At 68.0% G+C, this 19,965-nt stretch carries 20 protein-coding genes; 5 read left to right on the top strand and 15 right to left on the bottom strand.

The features are described from left to right. Positions 1-33 precede the first annotated feature (33 nt). From DWQ67_RS06930 to DWQ67_RS06900, 8 genes are all read right to left on the bottom strand, one after another. A complete protein-coding gene (locus tag DWQ67_RS06930) occupies positions 34-1,332 on the bottom strand; it encodes an MFS transporter (RefSeq protein WP_121484845.1) in 1,299 nt (432 codons plus the stop codon). After that, the gene (locus tag DWQ67_RS06925) at positions 1,329-2,237 is read right to left on the bottom strand and encodes an SseB family protein (protein WP_121484844.1); all 909 of its coding nucleotides are present in this window, start codon (positions 2,235-2,237) and stop codon (positions 1,329-1,331) included. The genes DWQ67_RS06930 and DWQ67_RS06925 overlap by 4 nt, the downstream gene beginning before the upstream one ends. Then, positions 2,234-2,980, bottom strand: a complete 747-nt coding sequence (gene priA / locus DWQ67_RS06920) for a bifunctional 1-(5-phosphoribosyl)-5-((5-phosphoribosylamino)methylideneamino)imidazole-4-carboxamide isomerase/phosphoribosylanthranilate isomerase PriA (RefSeq protein WP_121484843.1) — start codon at positions 2,978-2,980, stop codon at positions 2,234-2,236. Before priA ends, DWQ67_RS06925 begins: the two co-directional genes overlap by 4 nt. Positions 2,981-3,057: 77 nt before the next feature. Then, positions 3,058-3,210 carry a hypothetical protein gene (locus DWQ67_RS13880; protein ID WP_199712635.1) on the bottom strand — a complete coding sequence of 51 codons (153 nt, stop codon included), beginning with the start codon at positions 3,208-3,210 and terminating at the stop codon, positions 3,058-3,060. Further along, positions 3,210-3,857, bottom strand: coding sequence for an imidazole glycerol phosphate synthase subunit HisH (hisH, locus tag DWQ67_RS06915; protein WP_121484842.1), 648 nt, complete (start codon positions 3,855-3,857; stop codon positions 3,210-3,212). Before hisH ends, DWQ67_RS13880 begins: the two co-directional genes overlap by 1 nt. Beyond that, on the bottom strand, positions 3,857-4,477 hold the full coding sequence (hisB, locus tag DWQ67_RS06910) for an imidazoleglycerol-phosphate dehydratase HisB (protein WP_121484841.1): 621 nt from the start codon (positions 4,475-4,477) through the stop codon (positions 3,857-3,859). Before hisB ends, hisH begins: the two co-directional genes overlap by 1 nt. Positions 4,478-4,569: 92 nt before the next feature. Beyond that, positions 4,570-5,694 (bottom strand): histidinol-phosphate transaminase, encoded by a 1,125-nt coding sequence (locus DWQ67_RS06905; RefSeq protein ID WP_121484840.1) that lies wholly within the window; start codon positions 5,692-5,694, stop codon positions 4,570-4,572. Positions 5,695-5,861: 167 nt separating this feature from the next. Continuing rightward, complete coding sequence (locus DWQ67_RS06900; protein WP_121484936.1) at positions 5,862-6,215, bottom strand: LysM peptidoglycan-binding domain-containing protein; 354 nt, start codon at positions 6,213-6,215, stop codon at positions 5,862-5,864. Positions 6,216-6,458: 243 nt separating this feature from the next. Between DWQ67_RS06900 and lexA the strand changes: the two genes are divergently transcribed. After that, on the top strand, positions 6,459-7,289 hold the full coding sequence (lexA, locus tag DWQ67_RS06895) for a transcriptional repressor LexA (protein ID WP_121484839.1): 831 nt from the start codon (positions 6,459-6,461) through the stop codon (positions 7,287-7,289). A 98-nt stretch (positions 7,290-7,387) separates the two neighbouring features. Here the strand turns inward: lexA and DWQ67_RS06890 are convergent, their stop codons facing one another. Further along, entirely contained in the window at positions 7,388-9,418 is a 2,031-nt protein-coding gene (locus DWQ67_RS06890; RefSeq protein ID WP_121484838.1) for an ATP-dependent DNA helicase, read from the bottom strand. Next, positions 9,415-11,031: a GTPase HflX gene (gene hflX, locus DWQ67_RS06885; protein ID WP_121484837.1), complete on the bottom strand. Its 1,617-nt coding sequence runs from the start codon at positions 11,029-11,031 to the stop codon at positions 9,415-9,417. The genes DWQ67_RS06890 and hflX overlap by 4 nt, the downstream gene beginning before the upstream one ends. A 155-nt stretch (positions 11,032-11,186) precedes the next feature. Between hflX and DWQ67_RS06880 the strand changes: the two genes are divergently transcribed. Next, positions 11,187-11,798 (top strand): class I SAM-dependent methyltransferase, encoded by a 612-nt coding sequence (locus tag DWQ67_RS06880; RefSeq protein ID WP_121484836.1) that lies wholly within the window; start codon positions 11,187-11,189, stop codon positions 11,796-11,798. Positions 11,799-11,822: 24 nt separating this feature from the next. On the opposite strand, the gene dapF is transcribed toward DWQ67_RS06880, so the two are convergent. From dapF to DWQ67_RS06860, 4 genes are read right to left on the bottom strand one after another with little or no spacing between them, the layout of a single operon-like run. Beyond that, positions 11,823-12,761, bottom strand: coding sequence for a diaminopimelate epimerase (dapF, locus tag DWQ67_RS06875; RefSeq protein ID WP_121484835.1), 939 nt, complete (start codon positions 12,759-12,761; stop codon positions 11,823-11,825). A gap of 10 nt (positions 12,762-12,771) precedes the next feature. Beyond that, positions 12,772-13,701 (bottom strand): tRNA (adenosine(37)-N6)-dimethylallyltransferase MiaA, encoded by a 930-nt coding sequence (miaA, locus tag DWQ67_RS06870; RefSeq protein ID WP_121484834.1) that lies wholly within the window; start codon positions 13,699-13,701, stop codon positions 12,772-12,774. Then, on the bottom strand, positions 13,701-15,221 hold the full coding sequence (gene miaB, locus DWQ67_RS06865) for a tRNA (N6-isopentenyl adenosine(37)-C2)-methylthiotransferase MiaB (RefSeq protein WP_121484833.1): 1,521 nt from the start codon (positions 15,219-15,221) through the stop codon (positions 13,701-13,703). Before miaB ends, miaA begins: the two co-directional genes overlap by 1 nt. Before the next feature lie 9 nt (positions 15,222-15,230). Further along, positions 15,231-15,941, bottom strand: a complete 711-nt coding sequence (locus tag DWQ67_RS06860; protein ID WP_121484832.1) for a DinB family protein — start codon at positions 15,939-15,941, stop codon at positions 15,231-15,233. A 135-nt stretch (positions 15,942-16,076) separates the two neighbouring features. Here DWQ67_RS06860 and DWQ67_RS06855 point away from each other — a divergent pair, with 135 nt between their 5' ends. From DWQ67_RS06855 to DWQ67_RS06845, 3 genes are all read left to right on the top strand, one after another. Next, the gene (locus DWQ67_RS06855) at positions 16,077-17,120 is read left to right on the top strand and encodes an LLM class flavin-dependent oxidoreductase (RefSeq protein WP_121484831.1); all 1,044 of its coding nucleotides are present in this window, start codon (positions 16,077-16,079) and stop codon (positions 17,118-17,120) included. Between the two features lie 112 nt (positions 17,121-17,232). Beyond that, positions 17,233-17,733, top strand: a complete 501-nt coding sequence (locus DWQ67_RS06850; RefSeq protein WP_121484830.1) for an FBP domain-containing protein — start codon at positions 17,233-17,235, stop codon at positions 17,731-17,733. 126 nt (positions 17,734-17,859) lie between these two features. Beyond that, the gene (locus DWQ67_RS06845) at positions 17,860-18,603 is read left to right on the top strand and encodes a class II glutamine amidotransferase (protein WP_121484829.1); all 744 of its coding nucleotides are present in this window, start codon (positions 17,860-17,862) and stop codon (positions 18,601-18,603) included. Positions 18,604-18,658: 55 nt separating this feature from the next. Here DWQ67_RS06845 and DWQ67_RS14005 read toward each other — a convergent pair whose 3' ends face one another. Then, positions 18,659-19,936 (bottom strand): regulatory protein RecX, encoded by a 1,278-nt coding sequence (locus DWQ67_RS14005; RefSeq protein WP_233555949.1) that lies wholly within the window; start codon positions 19,934-19,936, stop codon positions 18,659-18,661. Positions 19,937-19,965: the final 29 nt, after the last annotated feature.

Raw genomic sequence — 19,965 nt, 5'->3', positions numbered from 1 at the left:
CAGCTTGGCTACAGCTGGGCTACCCGCCAGCAGTTAGGCCATCCGCCTGCGGCGCAGGCTCCTCAGGCCCATGGTTCCCAGGCCGGTCGCCATGGCCACGCCTGCCAAGGCGAGGAACGCCGCTGCCGGCCCCGCGACGTCGATCACGACACCGACCAGCGGCGTCCCAAGGGCCGTGCCAGCGGTCATAGCAGAGCCGTACCACCCCATGGCCTCGCCGCGGTGGCGCTCGGCCACCGACTCCGTGAGGCGCTCCGAGGCGGCGGTCATGAGCGGGGCCACGAAGAAGCCAGAGGCCACCAGCAAGATGCCCAGCCAGAACATGTCCGGGGCAAAGGCCGCAGGGATCAGCGCCACGCCGAGCACGGTGATGATCTTGAGTGGGTCAAAACGCCGCGACTGCGCGCCGTAGAAGAAGCCACCCACCAGCGAGGCAGCGGACCAGATGCCATAGGCCCACCACAGCCCGCCCGCCGAGTCTCCGGAGTGCTCCGAGAACGCCACGACGCTGACCTCGGTGCCTGCTAGCGCTATGCCCGCTCCTGCGGCCATGATCAGCATGGCAATGACCCCGGCGCTGACCCAGGAGAAGCGCTTTTCGCGCTGCTGGCCGGGCTTAATCACCGGGATGGCACCGGTCACGACTGGCACCACGGAGGCCGCATCGCTCTGATGCGCTGGGCTCTCCAGCTCCCCCACCGGTTGGCGGGGAGCGCTGGGCAGCTGGGACGAGCGGGTCGGCGGGTTGGAAATCAGCAGGGCCACACCGGCGACCACCACCAGTGCACCTACCGCCGTCATAGCGACCCTGGACCCCAGTGTCGCGGCCAGCACGGCAGCGCCACCCGGGGCAATGATGAACACGATCTCGGTGATCATCGAATCAAGCGAATACGCCGTGCGCCGATCCGGCCCGGTCATCATCACGCCAAGGGACTGGCGCACAATCGTGAACACTGGAAGGGCAAAGAGCCCCGCCACAAAGAGCAGCAGAAGCAGCACCTCGTAGCTGGCATACGGCGCGAGGCCCCAGGTCAGGGCCTCCACCACAATCGAGGGCACCACGGCGCGGCGCAGCCCCACGGTGTCGATGCGGCGCCCACGCCACGGCGAACCGATGGCGAGGCCGATGGTCAGCAGCGCGGCGGCAAGCCCCGCCTGCCAATAGGGAAGATTGAGCGTGTGGGAGACGTGCAGGGTGATCAGCACTGCCGTCACCGAGTGCGGCAGGCGCCCCAGGAAACCCACCATCAACAACGGCGCCACATGGGGGCGCCGGAAGACCTGACCGTAGCGGCGGAAGGCGCCGGGCTCCGAACCCTTGGCGCTCACTGACCCACCTTGCGCAATCCGATCGTGAGGGAATCCGCCGACTCACGCAGGGCCTGTACCCCAGCCAGCGCCTCCTGGACGCGCCCCAGGACCTCAGGCACAGCGTCGTCGGGCACTGCGTTCTCCAAAACAACCGTGAGGCCAAGCTCCGGGCCGTGCCCGCCGCCGGGCAACGTGCGCCCGTCGCGCGCGCGGCTCGCGACGCCCGGACCCGGCTCAAGCACCAAGCCCGAGACCTCTTCCATGGCATCAGCAATGGCCTGCAACGGCGCCACCAGTGACTCGTCGCGATAGCTGGGAACCCAGCTTCGCTGCTGGGCCAGTGCCCACATGGCGGGGCGGCGCACCACAAAGGTGATCTCCGCGCCCGGGTCAATGACCAACAGCTGGGCCTCCTCCGCCACGGCAGAGAGCGCCGCCCGCGGGGCATAGACGGCCACGGGGCGGGCCTGCGGGTGCCAGTTCGTGAGGTGCTCCACGGCAGAGAAAATCGGCAGGGCGGAGCGCCCGTCCGGGGCGGAAATCATGACCAGGGCCATATCCGCCTCCTTGTCCTCAAGAACACCATGCTCACCCATGACGCTCTCGCCGCTCTGGGCCACCACGGGCACAAAGATGCGCGCGTCCGCCAGCGCCTCAATCACGGCCTCCTCGCCGTTCATGCCGGCGTAGAGGCCCTCCAGCGCCAGCTCGAGGATTGGATTGGCCCGCCCGTCATCGCCGTCGTGCTGGTGCAACGGGTTACCCCCGCCGGAGAGGTCACGCCCCTCCCAGTCCTGACCCGCCGAATCAGTGGCGCCGCCGGCTCCGCGCAACAGCGCCGCCTTAATGTGCTCGGGAAGCTCCTTCTTGGGAGCGTGTCCGGGCTGCGGCTGTTCCGGATGCTGATGCTGCTGCTCGCTCATGGCCGTCCAGCCACATCGAGCGCCTGCGCCAACGTGAAACGCCCCTCATAGAGCGCCTTGCCCACGATGGCCCCCTCGATGCCCTGCGGCACCAAGGCACGCAGCGCCTCGAGATCCTGGAGCCCGGAGATGCCGCCTGAGGCGATCACGGGCTTGGAAATGCGCTCGGCGATCTGGGCCAGGAGCTCCACATTGGGACCGGTCAGGGTGCCGTCCTTGGTCACGTCCGTGACAACGTAGCGGGCGCAGCCGGCCTCCTCCAGGCGCGCGAGCACGTCCCAGAGTTCGCCGCCGTCTTTGGTCCAACCGTGGCCGGACAGGGTGGTGCCGCGCACGTCGAGGCCCACGGCGATGAGATCGCCGTACTGTTCGATGGCACGGGCGGTCCACTCCGGGTTCTCCAGGGCCGCCGTGCCGATGTTGACTCGGGAAGCGCCCCACTCGGCCGCACGCGCCAGCGACTCATCATCGCGAATGCCGCCGGAGAGCTCCACTTTGAGTTCCAACTCCTGCGCCACGCGGCGCAGGACCTCGGCGTTGGAACCGCGCCCAAAGGCCGCATCCAGGTCCACCACATGGATCCACTCCGCGCCGGCCTCCATCCAGTTCCGGGCGGCGTCAAACGGATCGCCGTAGCCCTTCTCCGATCCGGCCTCGCCCTGGACCAAGCGCACGGCCTGGCCGTTGGCGATGTCGACGGCGGGGAACAGGACGAGGCGCTCAGCGCCGGTGCTCTGGCTCATGATCTTGGGGTGTCCTCAGGGTCTGTGGGGGGGGTGGGGTGCGTCGCCTCAGGCGACGGTTGGGGCTGCGCGCTAAGTCAGACGTAGGTGACGGCCCAGGCAGCGACCAGGGACATCACGGCCAGGATGGCGCAGATCACCACCGCGATGCGGGGCTTGCCCTGCTTGTGCAGGGACCACGTTCCCCCGATCAGCACGCCACCGAGGGCCATCAGCAGAATCGTTGGCATTAAAAGGTCTCCATCCAATTGCGCAGTAGCTGTGCCCCGGCCTCGCCGGACTTCTCCGGGTGGAACTGCACCGCGGTCAGCGGGCCGTTCTCCACCGCGGCTATGAACGGCTCGCCGTGCTTGGCCCACGTCACCTGCGGCGGGACCATGAGCGGCTGTGTGACATCAAAATCCCACTTCAGGACGCCGTAGGAGTGAACAAAGTAGAAGCGCTCGTCCTCAATGCCCTGAAAGAGCCTGCTGCCCTCCGGGGGCGTGACGGTGTTCCAGCCCATGTGCGGCACCACGTCTGCGTGAAGTTTTTCCACCACACCGGGCCACTCGCCCAGGCCCTCCGTGCGCACCCCGTGCTCCACCCCGGCCTCGAACATGACCTGATGACCCACGCAGACGCCCATCACCGGGCGGCCGCCTGCGATGCGGTAGCCGATGTGGCGCAGTGCGCCGGAGGAACGCAACGCGTCCATGACCGCCTGGTAGGCGCCCACGCCGGGCACAAACAGACCATCCGCCTCGCGAATGTCCTCAGTGGACCCGGACAGCGTGACCTGAGCACCCACGTGCTCCAAGGCACGCACAGCGGAGCGCACATTGCCTGCCCCGTAATCCAGGACAGTGATCTTGGGCCCACCCGGGCTCGCGCTCATCAGAGCGCGCCCTTGGTGGAGGGAATCTGCCCCGCCATGCGCGGATCCAATTCCACTGCCTCACGCAGGGCGCGAGCCAGCGCCTTGAACTGGGACTCCACGATGTGGTGCGGGTCCCTGCCGCGCAGCACGTCGATGTGGAGGCAGATCCCGGCGTGGAACGCGATGGCCTCAAAAACGTGACGGGTCATGGACCCCGTGAAATGACCACCGATGAGGTGGTACTGCTGCCCCTCCGGCTCGCCCTCGTGTACCAAGAACGGGCGCCCGGAGATGTCCACCACGGCGCGGGCCAGGGACTCATCCAACGGAACGGTGGCCTCACCAAAGCGGCGGATGCCCCGCTTGTCTCCCAGCGCAACGCGCAACGCCTCTCCCAAGGCGATCGCCGTGTCCTCCACGGTGTGGTGCACATCGATGTGGGTGTCCCCCGTCGAGGTGACCGTGAGGTCCATCAGCGAGTGCTTGGCCAGCGCCGTGAGCATGTGATCGTAGAACGGCACCGAGGTGCTGATCTGGCTCTGGCCCGTGCCATCGAGGTCTACCTCGACGAGGACGCTTGATTCACTCGTGGCGCGTTCCATCCGGGCCTTGCGGCCAGAGATAAGTTCGGCGGGCATTTGGGGACATGCTCCCGTCTGGGGTCAAGTAGTGCGATGGTGTGGTGCGCGCTCCGCCAAGTCATCAGGCGGCGCCCGCCACGGGAACAAGTCTAGGCCGTGAGGGCGTCAGGATGCGCCGCGAGGTAGGCCCTCAGGCCATCCAAGAAGGCGGTGTTCTCTGCCTCGGTGCCGGCCGTGACGCGCAGGTGGCCGGGCAGGCCGTTGTCGCGGATGATCACGCCGCCTTCTAACAACGCCTCAAAGACCGCGTGCGGCTGCCGCAGGCCACCAAAGGTCACGAAGTTTGAATCCGAGACGGCCGGCACCAGCCCCATGGCCCGCAGCTCCACGACGATCCGATCGCGCTGGCGCTTGATGTCCTCCACGTTCTCCAGCAAAGCCCCCGAGTGGGCCAGCGCGGCACGGGCGGTGGCCTGAGTGACGGCGGAGAGGTGGTACGGCAGGCGGACTAGGCGCAGCGCGTCCACCACCTCCGGGGCCGCCGCGAGATAACCGAGGCGCGCTCCGGCCAAGGCGAAGGCCTTGGACATGGTTCGCGTGATGATCAACCGTTGCCGGCCTGGCAAGAGCGTCAGCGCGGACTCGGTGCCCTCCAAGGCAAACTCCGCGTAGGCCTCATCCACCACGACCATGGTGTTGCTTGACTCCCCCGCCTCATACACGGCGCGCACCACGTCCAGGTCAAGGGCGGTGCCCGTGGGGTTGTTGGGCGAGCACAGGAACACGACGCTGGGGGCGTGCTCGCGAACCTGCTGCGAGGCGGACTCCGCTGAGAGCGAGTAGTCCGCGTCCCGGTAGCCGGCCAGGTAATCGGTCGTGGTGCCGGAGGCCAGCAGGGGGTACATGGAGTAGGTGGGCGGGAAGCTGAGCAGCGAGCGGCCGGGCCCTCCAAAGGCCTGAAGAATCTGTTGGAGTACCTCATTTGAACCGTTGGCCGCCCAGAGGTTCTCTTCTTCGAGGCCATGACCCAGGTACCTGGCCAGGTCCTGACGCAGGGCCACAAACTCCCGGTCAGGGTAGCGGTTCAGCCCGGACGCCGCCTCACGAACCGCCTCCGTGATGGCCTCCACCACGACCTGGGGCATGGGATGCGTGTTCTCGTTGACGTTGAGCTGGATGGGCACGTTGATCTGCGGCGCACCGTAGGGCGAAATGCCGCGCAGATTCTCTCGCAGCGGCAGTTGGTTGAGTTTCTCCAGGCGATCTTGGCTCACCGCAACAGTCTATTCTCGGGACGACAAAGCCCCGGCCTCCATGACGCCGCGTGCTCGGTACGCGGGGCATCTTGGGGCCGGGGCCATGAGGGATTCGGTTCCTCGCCGGGGCAGGCACGGGGTGACGTGTGCCAGCAGCACCCCCGGCGAGGAACCGGGATTATGGGTCAGCGTCCTCCGGCGGAGGGGACGGTGAGGGTTTGGCCCGCCTGCAGCGGACCCGAGAGGGAGTTGAGCTCCCCGATCTCTGCCACCACGTCGCGAGCGTCACGCTGGGGTGCGTACTGGCGGGCAAGCCCCCACAGGGTGTCACCCTCCATCACGGTGACCTCCTCAAGGGAGGCGCCGGGGCCCGAGACAGAGGACGAGGCGTTGGCCGGCTGCAGGAAGCCGCCGATCACGAAGAGGGCCAGCGTGGCCAGGAGCACCAGCGGGGTCACGAGAAGAACGAGCCGACCGCGACGCGTGAGCGTGATGCGCTGGAAGGATGCTGCGGGAACTGAGAGTGCGATTTGCGACATGGTGTCCACCTTTCGAACGGGGTTCGAGTCCGAGCCGAGCTGTTCGAACATTTCTTCGAAACCCGATGCACCATTTCTAGCACGGATCTTCGAAGTCTGTCGAGACACGTTCGAACAAATCTTTGAAGAGTGCCTCCTTTTGCCCTACGGTGAAGGGCAAGAGGTGACACAACCAATAGAAGTGCCCACCCCTGACACATCGCTCGGACCCGGGCGCAGGTCACCCAGAGCAAGGAGCAGCGCGTGAGCCCCACCAGCAAAAAAGTCAGGGACACCGCGCCGGAATCCGCCCCTCAGCGCAAGTCGCTGACCACGCGCCAGCGCCAGATCCTGGAGTCCATCCAGGACTCCATCGAGAAACACGGCTACCCGCCCACCATGCGTGAGATGGGAGAGGCCGTTGGCCTCAAGTCACTCAGCTCCGTGACGCACCAGCTGACGCAGCTGGAGCGGCTGGGGTACGTGCGCCGCGATCCGCGACTCCCCCGCGCCATTGAGGTGCTCCTGCCACTGACCAAGACCGCTGGCTCCTCGCGCTCTTCCTCTGCGGCATCCGGCCACGGCCGGCCCGCTCAGATCCAGTCCGGCCAGACCGCTTCCTCCCTCTCCGACTCAACCCGCGCCAAGGCGACCCGCACCGGCTCCACACGGGACTCACCGGAGCCCCCGCAGTTCCCCGAACCCACGGCGACCGCCACGGACTCTGCGTTGGTTCCGCTCGTGGGACGCATCGCGGCTGGCGGGCCCATCCTGGCGGATCAGGAGGTGGAGGATGTCATGTCGCTCCCGCGCCAGCTGGTGGGGCACGGCGAGCTGTTCATGCTTCGCGTCGCCGGAGACTCCATGATTGACGCAGCGATCTGCGACGGCGACTGGGTGGTGGTGCGCCGTCAGAACAACGCCATCAACGGGGACATCGTCGCCGCGCTGCTGGACGACGAGGCGACGGTGAAGACCTTCCGCCAGCGCGACGGCCACACCTGGTTGCTGCCGCAGAACTCGCAATACGAGCCCATCCTCGGCGATCACGCCACGGTCATGGGCAAGGTCGTCTCGGTCCTGCGCTCGCTCTGACTCCCCCAGCGTTCGGCTGGCTGGCCTGGCGCGCCTTCAGCAGGATGGCCCAGCGCGCCGGGCTCTGCCGAACAGCCGGTCGGCAGGCCTGCCGGGATCTAGTCCTTCGCGCCGGTCTCCGCCAGGCGGCCCAGTGCCGCCACGACGGTGGCCCGGTCCGTGGTGGGCCACAGCGGGGGCAGGGTGTCCCGCAGGAACCCGCCGTAGCCCTTTGACACCATTCGCGAATCCAGCAGCGCCACCACGCCACGGTCCCCCGTGGAACGGATCAGGCGGCCCGCTCCCTGTGCAAGGCGCACCGCGGCGTGCTGTGCGGACACGGCCATGAAGCCATTGCCCCCATGCTGATTCACGGCGCGGGTGCGCGCGGTTGAGAGGGGGTCATCCGGGCGCGGGAACGGGATGCGATCGATGATGACCAGCCGGCAATTGGGCCCGGGAACGTCCACGCCCTGCCACAAGGTCATGGTGCCAAAGAGGCACGTCTCCTCGTCCTGCGCAAAGGTGCGGATGAGCTCGGGGATGCTCGCGTCCCCCTGACGCAGGATGGGCACGTCCACGCGCCCTCGCAGCGCCTCCGCCGCGTCCTCGGCGGCACGCCGGGAGGAGAAGAGGGCCAGCGTGGCGCCCCGGGAGGCCTTGATCAGCCCCTCGATCTCATCCAACGCACCCTCTGACACGCCGCGTCCGGGCGGCGGCAGGTGCCGCGCCACGTACAGCATGCCCTGGCGCGGGTAGTCAAAGGGGCTGCCCACGTCCAGCGCCTCCCACTCGGGGGCGCCCTCTCCCATGAGACCAAGGTCCCCTGCCACGGGCTCAAACTTGGCGCCGAGCGCCAGGGTGGCGGAGGTCAGGATCACGGTGTGCCCGTCAAAGAGTCCCTCGCGGAGCTTGCCCGCCACGGAAAGCGGCGCCACCATCAGCACAGCCGGCGTGTCATCGCCGGGCTGCACGTAGCCACGCCCGGGCTCAAACTGGCCAGGACGTGAGGCCCAGACCACCTCGTATTCGGAGTTGGCTCCGAGCAGCCGGTCCGCGAGTTCTACCAGTTGCGCCAGCTCTGAACGGGCGGTTTGGCGTCCACCGTCCGCGGCGGCGCCCGGCTCCGGCTTGGAGTCGGAGAGGCACAGCTTGGCGGCCTCGCGGACAGCATTCACGGCCTCTGCCATCTCCTCGGTCAAGCCGCGCGGCAGCAACCCTGTGGGCACGCCGGTGGTGGCCTTCTCCAGCCAGTCGGCGGTGTCCTTGAGGCCCTTGACGCTGACCTTGAGATGCTTGCGGGCGCTGGATGCCGCGTGGGAGACGGCCGCGGCGGAGAGCGGCTTGGTCACGGAGGAGGTCACTCGATCTTGGAGCTCGTGGGCCTCATCGATGATGACCGCATCGAACTCCGGGAGCACGGCCAGGCCCTCAAAGGCGGACACGGCAAGCATGGCGTGGTTCGTGACCACCACGTCGGCCTCCGCCGCGTGGGCGCGCGCCCGCTCCGTGAAGCATTCCGAGGCCATGGGGCAGCTCTGCGCGCCCAGGCACTCCATGGAGGAGACGGAGACCTGCCTCCATGCCTGATCCGAGACGGAGGGGACCACCTCGTCCCGGTCACCAGTTTCGGTGCTCTCGGCCCAATCCCGCAGCCGCACCACCTCGCGTCCCAGCGGGGAGCTGGGCCCGGCAAAGGCCTTGGCCGGCGCGGCGCCGGCGTCCTCCAGGCTAAAGAGTGTGTCCTCGTCGCTGGGGTAGCCACCGCCCAGCTTGTACTTGCAGACGTAGTTGTTGCGGCCCTTGAGCAGCGCCACGTCCATCTCCCGCGGCAGTTCCGGGCCCAGCGCCTCTAGCAGCCGCGGCACATCGCGGCTCACAATCTGGGACTGCAGGGCCAGTGTGGCCGTGGAAACGATGATGGGCTTGTCCGCGTCCACGGCGTGCTTGAGCGCGGGGACCAGGTAGGCCAGCGACTTGCCAGTGCCGGTGCCGGCCTGCACCAGGAGGTGCTTGCCCTCGGTGAGGGAGCGATCAACCTGCCTGGCCATCTCGTGTTGGCCGTCGCGGCGCTGCCCACCCAGGGTTTCTACCGCATGGGTGAGCAGCGCATCAACGTCCAGCGAGTCCTGGTCCTCTTCGGTGCTCATGAGGCGACAACAAACTCCGCGATTTCGGCGGCAAGCGCCTCTTTGACCACAACACGCAGGTGGGTGCCGTCCGCGGCGTGCTCGGTGAAGAGAATCTCCGCATCCGAGCCGTGCAGGCGCGCCACCACCTCTCCGCGGGTGTACGGAATCACCAGGTCAAGCGGCACGGAGGGCCTGGGGATCATGTCAGAGATCTTCTGCATGAGCTCATCCATGCCCTCGCCCGTGCGGGCGGAGACCACCACGGTGTCCGCGTGCATGGAGCGCAGGCGATCCACCACATACGGATCAGCGATGTCCGTCTTGTTCAGGACAATCAACTCCGCGACCTTCTGCGCATCCACATCAGAGAGAACCTCACGCACGGCGGCGATCTGTCCCTCCGGGTCTGGGTGAGAGGCGTCCACGACGTGCAGCAGCACGTCCGCGTCAGCCGCCTCCTCCAGCGTGGAGCGGAAGGCCTCCACCAGCTGCGTGGGCAGCGAGCGCACAAAGCCGACCGTGTCCGCCAGCGTAAAGCCGATGCCGTCCGGGGTCTTGGCCTGGCGCACGGTGGGATCCAGCGTGGCGAACAACGCGTTCTCCACCAGCACGCCGGCGTGCGTGAGCCGGTTCAACAGCGAGGACTTGCCCGCGTTGGTGTAGCCAACAATCGCCACCGAGGGAATCTCGTTGCGCTTGCGGCTGGCCCGCTTGGCATCGCGCGCCGGCTTCATCTCCGCGATCTCGCGGCGCAGCTTGGCCATGCGGTGACGAATGCGGCGCCGGTCCAGCTCAATCTTGGTCTCGCCTGGCCCGCGCGAGCCCATGCCTGCGGCTGCTCCGCCCACCTGGCCACCGGCCTGGCGGGACATGGAGTCTCCCCAACCGCGCAGTCGCGGAAGCAGGTACTCCATCTGAGCCAACTCCACCTGCGCCTTGCCCTCGCGGGACTTGGCGTGTTGGGCAAAGATGTCCAGGATCAAGGCGGTGCGGTCAATGACCTTGACCTTGATCACGTCCTCCAGGCCGCGGCGCTGGGACGGCGCCAGTTCGGCGTCAACAATCACGGTGTCGGCGCCAGTGGCCTCCACGATGTCCTTGAGTTCAAGGACCTTGCCCTTGCCAAGGAAGGTGCCGGGGTCCGGCTTCAGGCGGCGCTGGATCACGCCGTCCAGTACCTCGGAACCAGCGGTTTCCGCCAAAGCGGCCAGCTCCTGGAGCGAGTTATCCGCGTCCTGGGCCGTGCCCTCTGACCAAATCCCGGCCAGCACTACCTTCTCCAGGCGGAGCTGACGGTACTCAACCTCTGAGACGTCCTCGAGTTCGGTGGAGAGGCCGGCCACGCGGCGCAGGGCGCGGCGTTCTGCCAGGTCCTGCTGTGCGCCGTCGGAGTCTGAATGCTCCGCTTCCAGCGCCGACAAGGCCTGCGCCTTGCCGGACGATGCCTTTCCACCCTGGGACTCATGGCCCCGGGAGGAGCTACTCTCGGTCGTGGCCGAGCCGGCTGCGCGCGCGCTCCGGGCGTCATCTGCCGCAAGGATGCGGTGGATGGTTGCCTCGATCTGCGCGTCGGTGTTTTCGGTGGTATCGCTGCCCTGCTCTTCGGGGCGCGAGGAATCCTGATGGGTCATGTTCTCCCTGCTGACGGATAGAAGAAGTCTACTGTGCGTGGGCCCTGTGAGGGCGCGGTCATCCCCAGGTTCGCCCAGGGCGTCGCGCTGCTCAGAGGAAGAACATGTAAGTCATAGGGAAAACTCTATCACTCAGACTCGGTAGGCTAGAAGCCATGCCGGAACAGCACTACTTCAGCGAGTCCCCAGACACCCCCGAGCGCCGCCGCACCCTGCGCGTGGAGCTGGCCGGGGAGGTGCGAGAGGTCATCACGGCCAACGGCATCTTCAGCCCAGACGGGCTGGACAAGGGCACCGATGCGCTACTCAGGCGCGTTCCCGCGCCGCCGGCGCAGGGCACCTTCTTGGATATCGGCTGCGGCTGGGGGCCCGTGGCGCTGACGCTGGGTTTCCTAGCGCCCGACGCCGCTGTGTGGGCTGTGGACGTCAACTCACGTTCCCTTGGCCTCACCCGAGATAACGCGGCCGGCTTGGGCCTGGGCAATGTCACTGCCCGCCGCCCCGAGGAGGTCCCGGCGGACCTGGGCTTTGACCTGATCTGGTCCAACCCGCCCATCCGGGTGGGCAAGGAGGCACTGCACCAGATCCTGGAGCTGTGGTTGCCTCGCCTGAACCCCGGAGGCGAGGCCTACCTGGTGGTGCAAAAGAACCTGGGCTCGGATTCACTGGAGGCCTGGCTCAAGTCCGTCCTGCCCGCGGGCTTTGAGGTGGAGCGCTACGCCAGGGAGAAGGCTTTCCGCGTCATCGCCGTGCGCCGCGCGGCCTGATCCGACTCGATCCGGCCCGGGCACTCAGCCCAGCACTCCCCCGGCCACGCGCACGGCCGGACCGGACAGAATCACGTGCTCCGCGCCGTCGGGCCGGGTCTCAAAGCGCACGCCGCACACGCCTCCGGGCACGCTCACGGCCCAGGCCTGCGCCGCGTCGCCTGCGTTCCCGGCCCAGTGCCTGGTAGCCACGACGGCCGCGCAGATCCCCGTGCCGCAAGAGAGCGTCTCACCCACGCCGCGCTCGTGAACGCGCATGCTGATGGCCGCGATCCGATCCTGCACCAGCGGTTCCGCCGGCACCACGTATTCGATGTTGACCCCGTTCGCCGGCAGGGGTTCCACCACGGGCTGGGCGGTGAGGTCCAACTCCGCCAGCTCTGCGGCGTCCGGCAACGCAACCACGGTGTGCGGATTGCCCATGGTCACGGAGAGGGAGGGCCGCGCGATCCCCTCCCCCTGCGTCGTCACGGCGGAGTCCATGGCCTCCGCCTGGGCCCGCTCGGGGTAGATGAAGGCCCACGGCCCCATGTCAACGCTGTAGCCATCTCCGGAGGAGCGCACCACCTTGACGCCGGCGCGCGTGGCCACCCGCAGCCCCTGTGCCGGCATCTGTGTGAGCCCCTGGCTCAGGAGGAAGTGGGCGTAGGCGCGCACGCCGTTGCCGCACATCTCCGCGATGGATCCATCCGCATTGCGATAGTCCATGAACCACTCTGCGCCCGGGTCCTGCGCCAGGAGCTCGCGCCCCTCCACCAGGTGCTCGGAGCGCACGGCCCGGATGACCCCGTCCCCGCCGATACCCAGGTGCCGATCACACAGGGCCCGCACGCGTTCCGGGCTCAGATCGCGATCCCCTGCGGCATCCTCGAAAACCACAAAGTCGTTGCCGGTGGCGTGCATTTTGGAGAATGCCAGGCCGGTGAGGCTCAGGAGCTGGGCGGCGGCTTCTTGGGGATCCATGAGCCCAAGCCTACTGGGGCCCGGACTCCGCGAGCCCGGCCAACACTCGCTGGGTCAGCGACCGTTCGGTGGGGTCAAACCATTGCACCCGCGGGTCGGCGTTGAACCACGTGACCTGCCGCCGGGCGAAGCGCCGCGTGGCCACCGTGGTGTCCTCCAGTACCCACTCCCTGCTCGCCTCGCCGTCCAGGAAACGCAATGCCTGCGCGTAGCCAATGGCCCGTGCGGCGGTCTTGCCACGGCGCAGGCCGGCGGCGTCCAGCGCCGCCGCCTCCTGCAGCAGGCCGCCCTCCAGCATGGCCTCCACGCGGGCGCGGAGGCGTTGATGCAGCACCGCCCGGTCCAGGTTCAGGCCAATCTGCACCGTGGGGCGCAGATACTGGCGCTGCGGCATGAAGGAGGCAAAGCTGCGCCCGGTCAGGGTGTGCACCTCCAACGCGCGGACCAGCCTGCGCTGATCCCCCAGGCGTTCGGCACTCTCCGGGTCCACCGCGCGTACGCGCTCGCGCAGCGCATCGAGGCCAATCCGTTCCGCCAGCTCCTCCAGTTCGGCACGCACCACCGGGTCCGTCGGGGGGAACTCCAACGCGTCAAGGGCTGCACGCACGTAAAGCCCGGACCCACCGACCAGCACCGGGCGCAGCCCACGGGACTCGATCTGCGCAATCACCGCGCGCACCTGCGCCTGAAACGTCGCCACGGAGGCCTCTTGGGTGACGTCCAGGATGTCCAGGAGGTGGTGCGGGATCCCGCGGCGCTCTGCCACCGGTAGCTTGGCCGTCCCGATGTCCATGCCGCGATAGAACTGCAGGGCGTCGGTATTGACGATCTCCCCGCCCAGCTCCTGCGCCAGGTCAAGGGCCAGCTCCGATTTTCCGGTCCCCGTGGGGCCCACCACCGCAAGCAGTGGCAGGGAACCCGGCCCCGCGGCGTCGACCATCACACCCCGGCGCGCAGCGTGGGCATCCCCAGTGAGACGCCGCGAGTGCCCTGCGCCGCCCCTGGCGCGGGCACGCCGCAGGAATCTGCTTGGGCGCGGTCCCAGGCATCCCCGGCCCGAGTGGCGCGCACCGAGTACTGCTCGGGGCTGGGATCAGAGACCAGGTGGAAGGCGCCCACCTCGGTGACCGGGACGGTCACCGCGTCACCCGGGCGAGGCTGCGCCGCACCAGCGGGCACGGAGAAGTGCAGCAGGCGCTGGTCGCGTGTGCGGCCGGAGAGGCGGCCCGTCGACCCAGACTTGCGACCGGCCGAATCCGCAACCAGGACCTCCACCGTGCGGCCCAACTGCTTGGCGTTCTCCTCCTTGGCGATGCGATCCTGCAACGCGGTCAGGCGCTCAAAGCGCTCCTGCACCACTGCCTTAGGAATCTGATCCTCGTAGCTGGCGGCCGGCGTGCCGGGGCGCGCGGAGTACTGGAAGGTGAAAGCGGTGGAGAAGCGGGACTCCTCCACCACGCGCAGCGTGTCCTGGAAGTCCTCCTCCGTCTCTCCCGGGAAGCCCACAATCAGGTCCGTGCTGATGGCCGCGTGCGGCATGCGCTCACGCACCCGGTCCAGGATGCCGAGGAACTTCTTGGAGCGGTAGGAGCGGCGCATCTCCTTCAACACCTTGTCGGAGCCGGACTGCAGTGGCATGTGCAGCTGCGGCATCACATTGTGCGTCTCTGCCATGGCCTCAATCACGTCATCCGTGAACATGGCCGGGTGCGGGGAGGTGAAGCGCACGCGCTCCAACCCGTCAATCTCGCCGCAGGCGCGCAGCAACTTGGAGAACGCCTCGCGGTCCCCAAACTCCACCCCGTAGGAGTTCACGTTCTGGCCAAGCAGCGTGACCTCAATGGCCCCGTCATCCACCAGGGCCTGGATCTCCGCGAGGATGTCCCCCGGCCGGCGGTCCTTCTCCTTGCCACGCAGGCTCGGCACAATGCAGAACGTGCAGGTGTTGTTGCAGCCCACGGAGATGGAGACCCATCCCGAGGCGTGCGACTCGCGCTTGGTGGGCAGGGTGGAGGGGAAGACGTCCAGGGACTCCAGGATCTCCAGCTGGGCCTCGTTGTTGTGGCGCGCGCGCTCAAGCAAAACCGGCAGCGAGCCAATGTTGTGCGTGCCAAACACCACGTCTACCCAGGGGGCGCGCTTCAGGATGGTGTCGCGATCCTTCTGGGCCAAGCAGCCACCCACCGCGATCTGCAGCCCGGGGCGGCGCTCCTTCTCCTGCTTGAGCAGGCCAAGATGCCCGTAGAGCTTGTTGTCCGCGTTCTCGCGGACGGCGCAGGTATTGAAGACGACGACGTCCGCCTCGCCTTCCCCCGCCTCCGGCGCGACGGCGGCCAGGCCGGCGTCCGCCAACAGGCCAGAGATGCGCTCGGAATCATGCACATTCATCTGGCACCCAAAGGTGTTGACCTGATAGGTGCGCTGATCCTGCGTGCTGGGGGTCTGGAGCGTGGAAGTCACTGCACCAGTTTAGTGCCCCGCGTCCAACCGAGCGTTCTGCGCCACCGCCGCGAGTTTGGCGTGGCGCTTGGCCCACTCCTGCGGCGTCCGATGCTCCGGGAGATTGGAGTTGCCCGGCCGGTAGCCCGCCTCTCCATCCACCAGTTCACGCACAATGTCCGCGTGCCCCAGGTGCCTGGCCACCTCATCCAGCATGTGCACCAGCAGCTCCGCCAGGCTCGCGTCCCGCCCTGACTCGCCCCACCACGGCACATGCCCCATGGCCTCCAGCGCATTGGCCCGGATGGTGGTGTCTGCGTGTTCCGCGGCTCGGAGCGCCAGGGCAAGGACCTGCTCCGGGGACTCGTCCGCGAAGGCCCACAGGTCATCGTCCGGCTCAAAGGCTGGGTTCGTGGCGTCAAAATAGGCGGGAGGATCCGGGAATGGGCGCCCAAAGCAGTCGCCAAAGTAGCCTGCCTCCACCAGCGCCACATGCTTCACCAACCCCAGGAGATTGGTCCCGGTGGGCGTCATGGGGGCCCGCTGCAGGTGCTCCGCCAGCGCGGGCGTCTGCGGGGACGTCTGCGCGGACGTCTGCGCGGGCATGTGCGGGGAGCCCGGCGTCAGGGTGGCCGTCCCGGCCGCGGCCGGGTCCAGGCCCGCCTTGTGCCACAGGGTGGCCCGCTCTTGGCGATAGCGATCAAAGAGCAAGGCCTTGAGGTCCACCGGAGAATTGGTCATGGGCACAGCCTAGTCAGCAAGGTAGCGGCGTAGGAATAGAACCCCACCGCAGGTAGTTGACATGACAAGCACCTGGTCGCGTGACGGCCAGCGCACCCACCGAACCAGTGATTTTTCTTGCGAAAGGCGACCATCATGCCCCTCAGCGGCTCCACACACTTTGGACTCACCACCTTTGGAGGGCTGCTCCTGGACGAGGACCGGCACGAGCTGAGCGCCGGCCTGACCCAGGCCCAACTCATCGAGGAGGGCGCGCTCGCCGAGGCGGTGGGTGCGGACGCCTTCAGCATCGGCGAACATCACCGCCACGATCTGCCCACATCCAACCCGGATGTGGTCCTGGCCGGGGTTGCCGCGCGGACGAGCAAGATCCTGCTTGGCACCGCAGTACACGTGCTCAGCACCGACGACCCGGTGCGCGCCTACGAGCGCTACGCCACGGTGGACGGCATCTCCGGCGGGCGCATGCAGCCCGTGCTCGGGCGGGCGTCCTTCACCGAGCCCTTTGGGCTCTTTGGCTTTGATCTGGCGGACTACAACGAGTTGTTCGAGGAGAAGCTGGATCTGTGGGCCAAGCTCCGGAAGGAAGGGCCGCTGTATTGGAAGGGCCAGCACCGCGCCGAATTGCGCGGGCAGCGGGCCTACCCTGCCTCCGCCACGCCGGGCGGCCTGGAGACCTGGGTGGGCGTGGGCGGCAGCCCAGAGTCCGTGGTGCGGGCCGCCCGCTACGGCATGAACCTCATGATGGCCGGGCTGGGCCAGACCACCGGTCGCATTCAGCAGTACTTCACCCTCTTCCGCGCCTCCGAACAAGAGTTTGGCGTGCAGCCGGCCAAGCTGGGCTTGGCCATCAACGGCTACCTTGCCCCCACCATGGAAGAGGCAAGGGACCGTGCCTGGGAGAACAACCGCCGGCTCATGGACTCCGTGGCCAAGGAGCGCGGCTGGGGCGAGCGCACTCGTGAACAGTTTGAGGCGGACGCCGAGGGCGGGTTCTCCGTGGTCGGCACGCCGGAGTGGGCGGCCCAGCGCGTTGCCGAGCACGTGCGCGCCATGGACGTGGACCGCTATGACGTCAACTACGGCAACATGAGCGCCACGATCGCCGAAAAGGACACGCAGATTCGCTTGTGGGGCGAGCAGGTCTTCCCCCGCGTGCGTGAATTGTTGGCCCAGTAGGCCGGGCACCCCGGCCCACCCTCCCCCTGTCCACCCTCCCCCGGGCGTAGACTTGGTGGCCGCCCGCCCCGCTGGCGCGGGCGGATCCTCAAGATCGGAAAGCAGTTTCACCATGCAGTCACTCACGCTTGCTCAGATACGCGCCTCCTTCGTGAATACCTCGCGCCGCGAGGCCACCCAGGCCACGCCTCCCCAGGATCTGAGCACGGTGGAATGGGACTCCTTGGAGCTCTTCGGGTGGAGCGACCCACGCTCACCCCAGCGCGCCTACGTGATCATCCCGACCCAGCACGCCAAGGCCAAGGATGGGGTCGTTGGCATCATGCTGCGCGCCGTCCCAGCACCGCCGCGCCAGGCCATGTGCGCGCTGTGTGAGGACATCACCCAGGTCTCTGACGTCAAAATGTTTTCTGCAAAGATGGCCGGCTCCGCTGGCCGCAACGGGGACACCCTCGGCACCATGATCCACGCCGACTTCTCCTGTTCAACGCACGCCCGCCGCTTCCCCTCTCGGTTGGAGGGCCAGGACGATCCCCAGGCATTCATCGCGGCCCGCACCGACCGGCTGCGTGAGCATGCAGAGCGTTTTGCCCTGCGCGTGCTTGGCGTGTGAGCCTTGTCACTCACGCGCGGCAACCTTAACCTTGGGTGAACGGATGCACCGCGCCCCCTGTCGGCGTGCGGCGCGGCGCCATGGCGCTGGGGCACACCGCCCATCCCCGGGGGAAAGGCAGCATGCATGTGTCGACTCTTTGGCCATGTTGGGACCACTCACACCACAGTGAGCCAGGTCCTAGGTCAAGACAACGACGCGTTCACCGCGCTCTCCGGAAGGCACAAGGACGGCTGGGGATTGGTGGGGCTGGAACGCAACGGGATCACCAGGCGCGGGGACACCTTTGCCGCCCGCGACAGCCTTGATTACGAGGCCGCCGCACGTACCCTCTCCTCCTCCGGCCTCCTGATGCACTACCGACTCGCCTCCCCGGGCACGCCGGTGATCCAGGAGAACCTGCACCCCTTTGAAGCCACCATCACGGGCGTGGGGCCAGTGGCCTTTGCGCACAACGGCCATGTCTTTGATGTCCCCGCCCTGCGTGGGCTCGTGGCGCAGCACAGCGACGCCCCGCTGCGTGGCACCACCGATTCGGAGAGCTACGCCCAGCTGGTCTTCGCCTTGATGCAGCAGATGGGCCCGGAACGGGCCCTATCCACCGCCGCGTCCATGGTGCAGGACGTCACGGATGTGGTGGCGCTCAATGCGATCCTGCTGACGCCCACGCACCTGCATGCCTTGCAATGGGTGGAACCCACCCCGCGCGGCGACGGCTTCCCCAGCGCACCCAACCCGGATCTCTTTGCCATGCGGATGCGCCGCTCGGGCGGCGGGGTCACCGTCACCTCTAACGAGTGGGAGCCGACGACGCTGGATTGGGATGAGATGCCCGACCGCCGAGTCCTGAGCTGCGAACGCACCGCGTAGCCGGGGCTCCACGCCCGGCACCCGCCCGCGTGGACGTGCCGAGCATGACGGGCAGCTAGCCCCGCTCCCCCTGGTCGTGGCGGTCCATGGCGCTCCTCGCTGCGGACATGGCCACGCCCCCCGGATAGCCCTTGCGTGCCAGGAAACCGAGCAATCTGCGCAACACCTTGTCCCGCTCTGCCCGGTCCTCCTGGCCGGGGCCGGCCGGCGGAAGCGTTCGCGTGCCCAGTTTCTTGAGCGCCAACTCCTGGCAGCGGACCCGCTCCTCGTCGCCGTCAATCTGCTCCAGCGCAGCCTCAAGATCCTGCGCGCCGACGCCCTTGCGGCGCAGTTCCTGCTTCAGGCGTGAGCGTGCAAAGCCCTTGCTGCGTGCCCGGGATTCCACCCAGGCGGTGGCGAAGGCCCGATCGTCGATGAGCTTGAGCTCCTCAAAACGATGAAGCACCACATCGATGGCCTGTTCCGGGACGTCCCGCTCTCGCATCTTCTGGCTCAGCTCAAAGCGGGTGCGGGGCATGGCCGTGAGCAGGCGCAGTGCGATGGCCCGTGCCAGTTGCTCCGCCTCCGCTTGAGTGAGAGGCACCGGCGGGGGCTTGGCAGCGGCATCCTCAGCTGGCAGGACCTCTTCACCCGCGGCAATCAGCTCCGCGGCACGCGCTTCCTCGCCATCCCAGGCCTCGAGTAGCTCCGTCACCCGTTGAGGCAGTTCACCCTCCGTGGCCCAGGAGGGTGGTGCACCCACGTCCGCCCAATCCGGGGCTGGTGGCGGTTCGGGAACTGGCGCCGTTCCCGCGCCATCTGCAGGGCCGGCTCCCCCACCGGAGGAACCCTTCTTGTCCAAGCGACCGTTCCGGGAACCCGGCTTGCCAGGGCGGGGCTTGGCGTGCGACGGCGGCCGCCACCGCGGCTTGCCCGCTGCCACCGCCTCCGCATCCACGACCGCGCGCTGACGGGCCGCCAGCGACTTCATGGTCCGAGACCCGGCCGGCTCAAACAGCGCGTCCAACCCAGCGCCCGGCGCGCCGTCGCCGCTGTCGTCGGCGCCCGTGCCATCCGTGGCGTCGGCCTCGCCCTTCGCCCGCGATGTGGCCCGCCTTCCCTTGCGGGAGGGCGGCGGCGAGGCGCTCCACGGCAGCGTCCGCGGACCTGTTCCTTGGGCCACCTCGGTCTCATCGGCAGAACCGGTCGCGTCAGCAGAGCCGGGCCCAGAGGCCGCATCGTCCGCGCGCGCTGCCTGGTCCCCCTCCGGCGTGAGCGGTGGGGCCTGGGGCCGGTCCAGTTCCGAGGCGCGCACGAGTCCCATCGAGGCGAGCAACTCCGGGTCAATCGACATGGGAACTCCCTTCCGGGAACGGCAACGGC

The organism is Galactobacter caseinivorans, assembly GCF_003640665.1.
GTDB classification, from domain to species: domain Bacteria; phylum Actinomycetota; class Actinomycetes; order Actinomycetales; family Micrococcaceae; genus Galactobacter; species Galactobacter caseinivorans.
This window is presented reverse-complemented; position numbering and strand designations above follow the sequence as displayed.